The organism is Halobacillus litoralis, from assembly GCF_009856445.1.
GTDB lineage: Bacteria > Bacillota > Bacilli > Bacillales > Halobacillaceae > Halobacillus > Halobacillus litoralis.
This window is the reverse complement of record NZ_WMFA01000002.1, coordinates 121393-134572: the sequence shown is the minus strand read 5'-3', so window position 1 is coordinate 134572 and position 13180 is coordinate 121393. Positions and strand designations below refer to the sequence as shown.

At 47.0% G+C, this 13180-nt stretch carries 11 protein-coding genes; 1 reads left to right on the top strand and 10 read right to left on the bottom strand.

Translation table 11 applies throughout. The features are described 5' to 3' along the window. Positions 1-50: 50 nt before the first annotated feature. Both GLW00_RS05800 and GLW00_RS05795 read right to left on the bottom strand, forming a co-directional pair. On the bottom strand, positions 51-1193 hold the full coding sequence (locus GLW00_RS05800) for a D-alanyl-D-alanine carboxypeptidase family protein (protein WP_237417449.1): 1143 nt from the start codon (positions 1191-1193) through the stop codon (positions 51-53). A 300-nt stretch (positions 1194-1493) separates the two neighbouring features. Continuing rightward, positions 1494-2657 carry an iron-containing alcohol dehydrogenase gene (locus GLW00_RS05795; RefSeq protein WP_160912144.1) on the bottom strand — a complete coding sequence of 388 codons (1164 nt, stop codon included), beginning with the start codon at positions 2655-2657 and terminating at the stop codon, positions 1494-1496. Positions 2658-2832: 175 nt separating this feature from the next. Between GLW00_RS05795 and GLW00_RS05790 the strand changes: the two genes are divergently transcribed. Beyond that, positions 2833-3642: an alpha/beta fold hydrolase gene (locus tag GLW00_RS05790; RefSeq protein ID WP_160912142.1), complete on the top strand. Its 810-nt coding sequence runs from the start codon at positions 2833-2835 to the stop codon at positions 3640-3642. A 241-nt stretch (positions 3643-3883) separates the two neighbouring features. Here the strand turns inward: GLW00_RS05790 and ilvA are convergent, their stop codons facing one another. The 8 genes from ilvA to ilvB are packed head-to-tail and all read right to left on the bottom strand — an operon-like array spanning position 3884 to position 12845. Further along, entirely contained in the window at positions 3884-4843 is a 960-nt protein-coding gene (gene ilvA / locus GLW00_RS05785) for a threonine ammonia-lyase (protein WP_146813939.1), read from the bottom strand. Positions 4844-4857: 14 nt separating this feature from the next. Further along, positions 4858-5463: a 3-isopropylmalate dehydratase small subunit gene (gene leuD, locus GLW00_RS05780; RefSeq protein WP_160912140.1), complete on the bottom strand. Its 606-nt coding sequence runs from the start codon at positions 5461-5463 to the stop codon at positions 4858-4860. A gap of 4 nt (positions 5464-5467) precedes the next feature. After that, positions 5468-6880: a 3-isopropylmalate dehydratase large subunit gene (leuC, locus tag GLW00_RS05775; protein WP_160912139.1), complete on the bottom strand. Its 1413-nt coding sequence runs from the start codon at positions 6878-6880 to the stop codon at positions 5468-5470. Positions 6881-6901: 21 nt separating this feature from the next. Next, a complete protein-coding gene (gene leuB, locus GLW00_RS05770; protein WP_160912137.1) occupies positions 6902-8008 on the bottom strand; it encodes a 3-isopropylmalate dehydrogenase in 1107 nt (368 codons plus the stop codon). Between the two features lie 16 nt (positions 8009-8024). Further along, positions 8025-9569, bottom strand: a complete 1545-nt coding sequence (locus GLW00_RS05765; protein ID WP_160912135.1) for a 2-isopropylmalate synthase — start codon at positions 9567-9569, stop codon at positions 8025-8027. Beyond that, complete coding sequence (ilvC, locus tag GLW00_RS05760) at positions 9556-10587, bottom strand: ketol-acid reductoisomerase (protein WP_160912133.1); 1032 nt, start codon at positions 10585-10587, stop codon at positions 9556-9558. The genes GLW00_RS05765 and ilvC overlap by 14 nt, the downstream gene beginning before the upstream one ends. 24 nt (positions 10588-10611) lie before the next feature. Continuing rightward, positions 10612-11133, bottom strand: coding sequence for an acetolactate synthase small subunit (gene ilvN, locus GLW00_RS05755; RefSeq protein ID WP_089654003.1), 522 nt, complete (start codon positions 11131-11133; stop codon positions 10612-10614). Then, a complete protein-coding gene (gene ilvB, locus GLW00_RS05750) occupies positions 11130-12845 on the bottom strand; it encodes a biosynthetic-type acetolactate synthase large subunit (protein WP_160912131.1) in 1716 nt (571 codons plus the stop codon). Before ilvB ends, ilvN begins: the two co-directional genes overlap by 4 nt. Positions 12846-13180 lie beyond the last annotated feature (335 nt).

Here is a 13180-nt window from a genome sequence, read left to right as displayed (position 1 = left end):
AATATATATCCCTAGTCAAAAAAAATAAACCTCCTGAATGTGGAGGTTTATCATGATCCATGAAGTTCTTCATAAATTTCAGTCACCCAAAAGTGACGCGGGAAAATGAATAAAGTCCAATAATCCTGCCATCCCGGTGTTTCGAGCTCTTGTTTTTCCGCAGGAGGTGTGGGTTTTTCCTTTACCTTTTCCATCTGAGATGAATAGATCTCATCACCATCTGAATCGGTAACGGAGAGCATTCCTGACTCATCGATTTCCGCCCGAACAGTCTTTCCTTTCTGATGGGTGTAAGAAATCTCCTCAGGCAGTTGATAGTCTTCTTTTACACCCGGAAATTTTTCCTCCGGTTTTAAAGTAGACGTTTGATAGTGTTCAAATCCATAGTCCAGAAGTTTCTTCGTATCTTCATAGGACAAATCCTTCGTGCGGCTTTTCATTGTGATCACAATCAAATCCATATGATCCCTGCTCGCACTCGTAGCCAACGTGAAACCGGATTGAGGAACATATCCTGTCTTCCCACCAGTCACACCCTCATATGGGTCTTCCCTCATTAAACGGTGATGCGTGTATAGCGTGGCGTCCCACTTCTCTCCGTCCCAATCCAAAGTCTCTAACCCATAAATCTCATTGAACGTCTCATTTTTTTGGGCATATTTTGTAATTTGAGCCAGATCTTCCGCTGTCGTCCTATGTTCTGCGTTGAACAAACCGTGTGGGTTCTTGAAATCCGTCTGCTCCACCCCGGCCTTTTCTTCAAGATAAGCATTCAAGTCTATAGAGAACTGTTCGACACTCCCGCTCAAATGCTCGGCAATCGCAACACCAGCATCATTTCCAGAGTTTAAAAGCAGCCCCTGGATAAGCTCCTTTAATGTTGCCTGATCGCCTTCTTCAAGAAAAACACTGGAACCTCCTGTTTCATAAGCCTTTTCACTAACCGTGACTGTCTCGTTGAGATCCCCATTTTCAATGGCATAAATGGCTGTGGCAATCTTTGTTAAACTGGCCGGGTACATGCTCGCCTCTGCATTCTTTTCATATAGAACTTTTCCAGTATTCGCTTCAAGAACCATGGCCGCTTCACTATTAATGGATGGACGATCCGTTTTAGACTGTGCCACCGTTATGTTTGGATTTATACTAAATGTGGTATATATTGCTGCAATGATTATCATAAGTTTCTTCATTATAATGATGACTCCCCATACACAGATATTGATTTCCTTAAATCCGCTCTGATTTAAACCATGTATCAGTATAAACATAATTGTCGCAATTTGAAGAAAACACACGGATTTTTAAATAAATTGTAATCCCTCTGTAAACTACTTGGCTATTTCCTGAAAATTTTCCAACAGTTGTTTCTTCAAGGGTGTGACAATCATCCTCCGTATCGTGGCGGTTCTGATTTGTGAAGCCCCACTCGGTCCACACAGAAATAATGATAAATAAATGGAGGGGCTCTATCTGAGCCCCTCCATTTGTGATTAAAGTGAGCGTTGCAGAATATCTACAACTGTTTCACGGTTCATTTCTTTGTACGTCCCGACTCCTGGTTTGATAAATGTTTTTTCAACAATATCATTAAAAGCTTCATCATTGATGTCATAGTCCTGAAGAGTCCTAGGTGCTCCAAGGGAATTCCAAAAGTGGCGGAGTGCCTTCGCCCCTTCTCGCGCAACCTCTACATCTGTCTTGCCTTCAGGGTCAATGTCGAAAACATTGGTGGCCAGCTGTTTCACTCGGCTTGGATCATCTTCCAATACATGCTCAAGCCAGTTCGGGAACAGAATGGCAAGCCCTCCGCCATGAGGAATATCATAAATGGCGGATACAGCGTGTTCGATACGATGTGTAGCCCAATCCCCGCCATCTGTCCCATTCATCAAAGTTCCATTAAATGCAGTTGTACTTAAGTACATCATCGTTTCACGGTGTTCATAGGAATGAAGGTCAGCGATCAACTTCGGGCCGGTTTGAATTGCCGTTCGCAAAAGAGACTCAATGAAACCATCAATCATTGGTGTGTTTGCAGTCCTATGGAAGTAGTGCTCCAAAGCATGGGACATGCTGTCGACAATTCCGTAAACGGTCTGGTTTTCAGGTACAGAGAAGGTGTATGTCGGATCAAGGATTGAAAACGTCGGGTACACATGAGGGGACCCCCATCGGAGTTTGTCTTTCGTTTCCCAGTTCGTAATGACAGAAACAGCATTCATTTCAGACCCTGTAGCTGCAAGGGTCAAAACCGTACCAATCGGCAGAGCTTTTTTAATAGGAGCCTCCTGTGTGATTAACTTCCATGCATCCACGTCACTTACTGCCCCAGCAGCAATAGCTTTTGTACAATCGATGACGCTTCCACCACCAACAGCAAGCAAAAAGTCGATGCCTTCGTTTTTACAGATATCGACACCTTTTCGCACTGTTGTCAGTCGTGGATTCGGCTCAACGCCCGATAGTTCATAAACAACAGCCTCAAGCTTTTCCATCTGTTTCATCACCTCATCGTACACACCATTCCGCTTAATACTGCCACCACCATAAACAACAAGAACCTTTGCTTTTTGAACTATCTCATTAGAAATTTGATTAAGTTGTCCCTCGCCGAAGTAAAGTTTGGTAGGGTTATATTGTAAAAAATTATTCATCGTTTCACCTCATCTATTTTTATAGCTTATCTATTGTATCATTCCATAATAAAAGCAGATATCGATGAATTTTGATGGTACTTATCTAAATTTTTGATGACCTCCCATTGTGCTGTTTTAAATGGAAGAAACGGGGAATATTCTTCATAACATAAAAAAAGGAGTTTTTATACAAATGTCACTCTATATCGAAGTAGATCATGACCGACATATCGACTTATTCGTTGAAGATATCGGAGATGGCCAGCCTATCGTATTCCTCCACGGGTGGCCACTCAACCATCAAATGTTCGAATATCAGATGAACGAACTACCTCAAAAAGGCTACCGCTTCATCGGCATCGACCTTAGGGGCTTTGGTAAATCAGATAAGCCTGCTTTTGGTTATGATTACGATACACTTGCCCACGATGTAAAAACCGTTGTAGAGTACCTGCAACTGGAAAACTTCTATTTAACCGGCTTTTCTATGGGCGGCCCGATTGCTATACGCTACGCTACTAAATTCGCCAACAAGGAATTGGCACAGTTGATTCTTGCAGGCCCTGCTGCTCCGAGCTTCACTCAAAGAGAAGGCTATTCCTACGGCATGAATAAAGATGAAGTGGACGGTTTAATCGAAGCACTCCAAAACGACCGTCCAGCTGCATTGAAAGACTTCGGCGAAGGTTTCTACCATTCTGATATCTCGAAACCTTTCGGGGAATGGTTCCACATTCTTGGTCTTGAGGCATCCGCACACGCTACTCTCGCATGTGCCGAGTCTTTAAGAGATGAAGACCTGCGGAAAGAAGTAAGTCAAATCGAAGTCCCTACCCTCTTGATTCACGGCAAACATGATGAAATCTGCGATTATGCATTTTCCGAAATATTGAATGAGAAGATTCCGAACAGTACACTCGTTCCTTTTGAGAACAGTGGACATGGAATGGTTTATGATGAAAAAGAAAAATTCAATCAAACACTGCTTGATTTGTTGAAATAAAAGAAAAGGAGAGCCAACTTCTCGTGCTGGTTCTCCTTTTCTTTTTTATCCGTGGACTAATTAATATCATACCGATAACAACATTGAAAAAACCAATAAATGTCCAAAACCCGCTGATAAAAGCATCAAAGTCATCGATAAATAGACAAAAACCACTGATAAATCTCCAAAACGACTGATAACTATGGGTCCTCAACTAAAAAAGCCAGGAAGAGCACAGACACTCTTCCTGGCTGCCATCTTAAGCGATGACCACTTTCTTCGGATTGGCTAGCTTCTGGATCAGCGGCAATCGGGATAGATCCATGTTTCCTCCACTCAAGACAACTCCGCATTGCTGTTGTTCAAACGTGTCACACGTACTAAGAAGGCCGGCGAGCGCAGTTGCTCCTGCTCCTTCGACCAACGTTTTTTCACGTTCGAGCAGCATCAGCATGGCTTTTGCGATTTCATGTTCTTCCACCGTAATCACTTGATCCACGTATTTTTGGATACACGTGTAAGTGAGTTTACCTCTTTCCTTCACGGCAATTCCGTCAGCAATCGTCGAGACAGATGTCAGTTTTTCAGGTCCTTTTTTGTACAGAGCATTGTACATGGACGGAGCTTTTGCGGACTGGACACCAATGACTTTGATGTCCGGCTTCAGCTGTTTGGCTGCGAACGCAATGCCTGCGATCAGCCCGCCTCCCCCGATCGGAACGAACAGACGGTTTAGATCCGGCTGCTGCTGCAGCATTTCAACAGCGACTGTCGCTTGTCCTGCCATGACATCATAATCGTCGAACGGATGGAGAAAGGTAGCACCTGTTCTTTCCTGTTCAAGCAAAGCGGCCTGGTAAGCTTCCTGGAAGGACTCGCCGGTAAGAACGACCTTCGCTCCGTACCCTTGCGTCGCTTCCACTTTCGCTCTCGGTGTTCCTTCCGGCATGAAAATCTGCGCCTGGATGCCCCGTTTCGCTGCAGCAAGAGCAACGCCTTGGGCATGGTTACCGGCAGATGCTGCGATGACACCGCGGGACGCTTCGACTTCTGTTAGACAGGCAACCTTATAGGACGCCCCTCGTACTTTGAAAGCACCTGTTTTTTGCTGATTCTCCATCTTCAAGTAGACGTGCTGCCCGGTTTTCTCATTGAAGGTTGTTGATGTTTGCAATGGGGTGCGGTGCACCACCTCCTGCAATTGTTCCTGTGCATCCATTACTTTAGCTAGCGTTAAGAAATCCCCAACGTCTTCACTCCTTTGTTTTGTTTTTCATACTGGTCGATTTTGACTTCATACGTCAAAGTGACAGCAATTTCATCCCAGCCGTTCAAAAGCATTTCCTTGTGATAGGACTGGATGTCGAAGGACACTTCAAGGTCACCGTCATCAATGATCTGTTCTTCCAAATCGACCTTCACTTCATACTTCTCTTTCGTCGCCTTTTCCATCAGCTGATCTACAACCGGCTTCGGCAACTGAATCGGGAGGATTCCGTTTTTGAAGCAGTTGTTGTAGAAAATGTCGGCGAAACTCGGGGCGATGACCACTTTAAAGCCATAGTCCTGAATCGCCCATGGTGCGTGTTCCCTGGAGGAACCGCACCCGAAGTTTTCACCGCCGACAAGAACAGAAGCACCATCATACTTTGGGTCATTCAAAGAAAAATCTTCCCGAAGTGTTCCATCCTCGTTAAATCGCCAGTTATAGAAGAGGAACTGGCCGAACCCCTGGCGTTCAATCCTTTTCAAAAATTGCTTCGGAATGATCTGGTCGGTATCGACATTCGATCGATCCATAGGGTAAACCAGACCACGATGTTGTTTGATCGGTTCCATCTCTTCACCCTCCTACCGTACTGGCGTATTTTCTAACATCGACAAAATGACCTTCCAACGCTGCCGCTACTGCCATTTCCGGACTGACCAGATGGGTACGGGCACCATTTCCCTGGCGTCCCTCGAAATTACGATTGGAAGTGGAAGCACAGCGTTCGCCAGGTGGGACGATATCATCATTCATCGCTAGACACATGCTGCAGCCGGCATCGCGCCATTCAAATCCTGCAGTCAAGAAAATTGTATCCAAACCTTCCGCTTCTGCTGCATCTTTGACGGATTTGGAACCAGGAACGACAAGAGCTCTCACACCTTCATGAACGTGACCGCCACGCACAATTTCAGCCGCTTTGCGCAAATCGCTTAATCTGGAGTTTGTGCATGAACCGATGAACACGTGCTCGACAGGAATCGATTCGATGCTCTGGTTTGCTTCAAGCCCCATATATTCGATAGCACGTTCGATTCCATCACGATCCTCTTCCACGGAATCAGGATCAGGGACGCGACCACCGACAGGAACACATTGGGAAGGATTCGTTCCCCATGTCACCTGTGGTTCAATCTCGTCGGCATGAATAGTAAGCGTCTGGTCATATTCTGCACCTTCATCAGAAGCTAAAGCAAGCCACTGCTCAGCTGCTTCATCAAAAGCTTCCCCTTCCGGCACATAGCGTTTGCCTCGCATGTAATCGACCGTCGTTGCATCAGGACTAATCAATCCAGCTCTTGCTCCTGCTTCGATAGACATATTGCATACCGTCATGCGTTCCTCCATTGAAAGATTACGGACCGCTTCACCGGTGTATTCAATCACATGGCCTGTGCCGAATCGGACACCATACTTCCCGATAATAGCAAGGATTAAGTCCTTCGCAGTAACGCCTGTTCCAAGCACCCCATCAACATTGACTTGCAGGGTTTTCGGTGGTGCCTGCCATAAGGATTGGGTCGCAAGCACATGCTCCACCTCACTCGTACCTATTCCGAAAGCCAGTGCACCAAACGCGCCATGCGTGGAAGTATGACTATCCCCACAGACGATCGTTTTCCCCGGTTGAGTAAGCCCAAGTTCAGGCCCGATGACGTGTACGATTCCCTGGTCCGGGTGGTTGATGTCCGCCAGACGAACCCCGAATTCTTCGCAGTTCGCTTTCAAGGTTTCCATCTGTTTCTTGGAAACTTCATCTTTGATGACATTCCGATGGACCGTCGGTACGTTATGATCCATCGTCGCATACGTACGATCCGGTCTCCTCACTTTCCTTCCGGCCATCCGCAATCCTTCAAACGCCTGGGGAGAGGTCACCTCATGAATCAGATGCAAGTCGATGTAGAGGAGGTTCGGCTTCCCTTCTTCTTCATGGACGACATGCTGATCCCAAATTTTTTCTACGATCGTTTTTGGATGACTCATTCCGTTCCGCTCCCTTCCTGTTTATACGTAACAACGCATGATATTTTCTGTGGTATCACTTGTGCTGATTTGATCAACCACTCGTCGAGCCAATTCACTTCCACTGACGACGGTACCCCCGACAAGATCAATATCTGCCGTGTGGTATCCCTCATTCAACACTTCCTGTACAGCCGCTTCCACTTGTTCTGCTTCCTCTTCCATTCCGAAAGAATGCTTCAGCATCATGGCTATAGAAAGAATACTGGCGAGAGGATTCGCTTTATTCTCTCCAGCGATATCAGGAGCAGAACCGTGCACCGGTTCGTAAAGTCCGACGCCTGTTTCATTTAAACTGGCAGATGGCAGCATGCCGAGCGATCCCGTCAATACAGAGGCTTCGTCACTCAAGATATCTCCGAACATATTCTCTGTCACAATGACATCAAAGTAAGCGGGATTCGTTACTAACTTCATTGCAGCGGCATCTACAAGCATATGTTCAACCTCTACATCTGGGTACTGCGCTTTTTTCTCCTCCACAACTTCCCGCCACATCCGGCTGGACTCGAGAACATTCGCTTTATCGACAGATGTGAGGTGCTTTCTCCTCACTTTGGCACTTTGGAAAGCCTGCTCCACGATTCTTTCAATCTCCTGTCGATCGTAGGCCAGTGTATCCACAACCGAGTTCCCGTTGTTTCGTCTTTCTCTTGGTTCACCAAAGTACAACCCTCCGGTCAGCTCGCGGACGATCAATAGATCGCTTGCCGCGACGACCTCCTGTTTCAAGGGTGATGCATGGAGCAACTGCGGAAACGCTTTGACAGGACGGAGATTTGCAAACAACCCGAGTTGTTTACGAATCCCGAGCAGCCCTTTTTCCGGCCTCATATGACCAGGAAGCTGATCCCACTTCGGACCACCGACCGCTCCAAGGAAGATGGCATCTGCTTTTCTTGCAGCTTCGACTGTATCCTCCGGGAGAGGAGTTTCATGATTGTCGATCGCCACTCCCCCGATGTCATGATTCTCAAAAGTAAAAGTGTGCTGGTATCGATCTGCGACCGACTGCAACACATTCTTTGCTGCTTTTGTCACTTCTGGACCGATTCCGTCTCCTGGCAAAAGTACGATATGTTTTTCCATGTGCATCCCCCTTTAGTTATACTTGGACTTTTTGATAATTCACCATTTTACTTCTATATAATGTGCGGTTCACAGCGTTCAAGAAGGCATGAGCCGATGCTTCCAGAACATCCTGCGCAGATCCCCGGCCGGATGCTTTGACTCCATCAACCGTTAGTTGAACGTGGACTTCTGCTAAAGCGTCGCGTCCTTTACCAATCGAACTCAATTGATAGTCCTGCAAATGAACATCTGCATCAATCAAGTCATCCAGCGTATTGTAAATCGCTTCTACGCTTCCTTCACCGGTATTGGCTTTCTCGACTTCTTCTCCATCCGGTCGTGTCAAAAGGACGGTCGCGGTCGGACGGTTGATGCTGCCATATTGAACCTGGAAGGCTTTCAACTCGTATTTAGGCTGATCTTCGTTTTCCGTCTGAGTATCTGTCAAAATGGCGAATAGATCATCATCCGTTACTTCTTTCTTCTTACCTGTCAGTGTCTTGAATGATTCAAAAGCTTCCTTCAGCTTGTTTTCGTTAAGATCAAATCCGAGTTCTTCCGCTTTTTGTTTGAACGCATGCCTTCCGGAGTGTTTTCCTAACACCATTCGATTGGAATCGATGCCAACCATCGCTGGGGTGATAATTTCGTAAGTCGTGGACTCCTTCAACATGCCGTCCTGATGGATCCCGGATTCGTGAGCAAAAGCGTTTCGTCCTACGACGGCTTTGTTGCCTGGCACCTGCATCCCTGTCAGGCGGCTGACGAGATCACTGGTACGTTTGATTTCTTTCAGCACAAGACCTGTTTCAAAGTCGAAACGATCTTGACGGATTTTCAATGCAACAGCAATTTCTTCAAGTGCTGCGTTCCCCGCACGCTCGCCAATTCCGTTAATCGTCCCTTCAATTTGCCTCGCTCCGTTTTCAATCGCGGCAAGGGAATTGCTTACCGCCATTCCCAAATCATCGTGATTGTGTGTCGACAAGATTGCCTTGTCGATGTTGGGTACGTTTTCTCTTACATATCGGAAAAGACGGCCAATTTCGTCAGGTGTGGTAAAGCCGACCGTATCCGGCAGGTTGATGACACTCGCTCCTGCGTCGATCACCTTTTCAATGATTCGGACGAGAAAATCTTGATCGGATCGGAGCGCATCTTCTGCGGAAAACTGCACGTGTGGAAACTTCTCTTTCGCATAAGCGACCATTTCCACCGCTTTTTCCACCACCTCATCGGGTGTCTTCTTCAGTTTGTGAGTCATGTGAATCGGGGAGGTAGCGATAAACACGTGCAACCTTGGCTCCGCTCCGCCTTTTAATGCTTCCCATGCAATGTCAATGTCACGTTTGTTGGCTCTCGCTAAGCCTGTTACCGAGCAACCACGGACGGTATCAGCAATCTCTTTGACCGCTTCAAAATCGGCTTGAGAGGAAGCGGGAAAACCCGCCTCCATGATATCTACACCTAAACGTTCCAGCTGTTTGGCAATTTCCACTTTTTCCAAACGATCCAAATTGACACCAGCGGATTGTTCTCCGTCTCTCAAGGTTGTATCGAAAACATTAACGTGAGCCATGTGTGACCACATCCTTTTCTTTGGATTGGGACTTCTTGACAAACGGCATCAGTTCACGGAGCTCTCTACCCACCTTCTCGATTTGATGATTGTTTTCGCGCGCATTGATTGCATTGAACTCCGGACGGTTTACCTGGTTCTCCAAGATCCATCCTTTGGCAAATTTCCCTGTCTGGATGTCTGTCAGTACATCTTTCATGCGTGCTTTTGTACTTTCATCAACGACACGTGGACCGGATACGAAGTCACCCCACTGGGCTGTATCGGAGATGGAATAACGCATACCCTCAAGTCCGCCTTCGTACATCAGGTCAACGATCAATTTGAGCTCGTGCATACATTCGAAGTAGGCTACTTCCGGTTGATAGCCGGCTTCTGTCAACGTTTCAAAACCAGCTTTCACAAGACTTGAAAGTCCTCCGCAAAGGACCGCCTGCTCACCGAATAGATCCGTTTCCGTTTCTTCCTGGAAGGATGTTTCAAGGACGCCTGCCCGGCCACCGCCAATTCCTTTCGCATAAGCAAGCGCAATTTCTTTCGCTTCCCCAGTGACGTCTTGCTCGACACCAATCAGTGCCGGTACCCCTGCGCCTTCTTCAAATGTACGGCGGACAAGGTGTCCTGGTCCTTTTGGCGCTACAAGGAACACATCAACATCTGATGGAGGAACAACCTGGTTGAAGTGGACATTGAATCCGTGAGCGAAAGCGAGTGCTGCTCCGGACTTCAAATTCGGTTTGATGGACTCTTCATAGACTCTCGGCTGATATTCATCCGGCAGAAGAACCATGACCACGTCAGATTCCGCTACAGCATCGGCCACACTTTTCACTTCAAGTCCGTCCTGTTCTGCTTTATCCCAGGACTTACCTTTACGAAGACCAACAACAACGTTATGTCCGCTTTCCTTCAAGTTTTGTGCGTGGGCATGACCTTGAGATCCGTAACCTACAACAGCTACCTTCTTATTTTTTAGTACCTCGTCTTTGATATCGTTGTGATAATATACGTGTGCCATTTTTACATCCATCCTTTCGGGAATTTATTTTAATAGAGAGTAAGATTTGAATTCTGCTACTTGCGGCTGATGACCGCGGGTGAATGCGGTTAAGCCTGTTCTGGCAAGTTCTTTTATGCCATAAGGCCTTAACAGATCGATGAGCGCATCGACCTTATCCGATTTACCTGTCACCTGAACCGTGACGCTTTCTTTACTGACATCAATGATTGATGCACGGAACGGTTCGATGATGCCCTGGATTTCGCTGCGGATCTGTGGGTTGCTGATCACTTTCACCATCGCGAGCTCACGGGCGACAATCGCTTTGTCTGTGATGTCGGAGACTTTCAGAACATCGATTTGCTTGTTCAGCTGTTTAGTCAGCTGCTCGAGCTTGCGGTCATCCTCCACTTCCACGACGAACGTCATTTTCGAGACGCCTTCGGTCTCTGTACGTCCGACAGAAATGCTTTCAATGTTGAATTGCCTTTTGGCAAGTAATCCTGTCACTCGGTTCAGCACGCCGCTTCGATTATGGACGGTTGCTGTGACGATTCGCTTCATCGTTTCACCCCAATCATTTCGTGTAGTCCTTTTCCTGGTGCAATCATCGGATAGACATTCTCTTTTTGAAGGACACGGCAATCAATGACTGCCGGTTGGTCATCCCCCAGTACTTTAGGCAATACTTCTAAAAGTTGTTCCTGGGTTTCAATCTTATAGCCTGGGACTTGATAGCTTTCTGCTAGTTTCACAAAGTCCGGCTGTACATCGATGATGGATTCTGAGTATCTTTCACTATAAAACTTCTCCTGCCACTGCCTTACCATTCCTAACGCCTGATTGTTGACAATGAGCACTTTGACAGGCAGTCGACGTTCCTGCAGAACCGACAGTTCCTGAAGTGTCATTTGAAAACCACCGTCTCCGACAACAGCTACGCAGGTGGAATCCATGTCGGCCAGCTGTGCTCCGATGGCTGCCGGGAACCCATAGCCCATCGTTCCAAGTCCGCCTGAGGTGACCCAGCGGTTCGGCCGGTCAAATTGATAATATTGGGCGGCCCACATTTGGTGCTGCCCGACATCTGTCGTAACAACCGCCTCTCCCCCGGTATATTCATAGACTTTCTGCATGAGCCATTGAGGAACGATGAGTTCATCCGGCTGATCGTGCCAGAGTGGATAATCGATTTTGTTCTGACTGATTGCATCCATCCACCCTTTGTGGTTCAGCCCTTTCACAGTCTTAGCGTTTAAAGCTTCCAACGCTGCTTTACCATCCGATACGATAGGAATGTGAGTCGGAATGTTTTTCCCAATCTCAGCAGGGTCAATATCAATATGAGCAACCATCGCGTTCGGTGCGAAGTGCTTTAGATTACCTGTCAGTCTGTCGTCAAACCGCGAGCCAATATTGATCAGCAGATCGCATTCGTATAGAGCGGTGTTTGCGGAATAAGTTCCGTGCATCCCAGCCATTCCAAGGGACAAATCACAGGAACCCGGGTAACTTCCAAGTCCGAGTAGCGTAGTCGTAACAGGCAGTTGATAGTTTTGAACAAAGGTTTTCAACTCTTCTGAAGCGCCGGCATGAATAACACCAGACCCTGCAAGGACCACTGGTTTTTTTGCTTCGACCAGAGCGTCGTGCAATTTGCTGATCTGAAGAGGATTCGGCTTGACGGTCGGCTGGTAGCCCGGCAAATGAAAGTCACGCTTTACTTCCTTTGCATAAACCGTTGAACTGATGTCTTTCGGTATATCCACAACGACTGGCCCTGGTCTTCCAGTCGTCGCGATATGAAAAGCTTCATTCACAATTCTTGGCAGGTCCTCAATCTCCTGAACTTGATAATTATGTTTGGTAATTGGAGTCGTAATTCCCATGATGTCTGATTCTTGGAATGCATCGGTTCCGATAACACCTTTCGCTACCTGACCGGTAAAAATAACGAGTGGAATGGAGTCCATCATCGCATCCGCAATCCCAGTAACTAGGTTTGTCGCTCCTGGGCCGGACGTCCCGATCACAACTCCTGCTTTTCCGGATACCCGGGCATATCCCTCTGCTGCATGAATCGCTCCTTGTTCATGTCTTGGCAGAATATGATCAAAGCTTCCTTCCGCCCGGTAGATGGCATCATAGATTGGTAAAACTGCGCCACCTGGATATCCGAATAACGTTTCGACACCTTGACCGATTAAAGCTTCCACGAGTAAATCGGCTCCTGTCTTCGTCGCGGTCTGCTGTTCCGCACTTGCCTGTGCCTTCATTTTTTCATCCCTCCTGTATTGACCCTATCTTTTTATGAAAATCGAAATGACCATTGGTGCCTTTCCGATTCAAACCTTTCGCCTTTCGAACAAAAAAGAGACCTTCTTCCTCCTCAGATTCCCGCAACACAACAACAGTGTCGTAAGAATATGAGGGGTGAAAAGGTCTCTCTTTACTTCCACGGTACCACCCTCATTCGTGAAGCTATTTGTATTAAGCTCCACCTCATGGGATTCAATATGAACCCCTTTTGATAACAGGTGCGGTGAGACACCTGGTCCCGCCTACTGGATGAACGTTCGGCGTGGACACTCAAGGATGATGTCAGAATAAG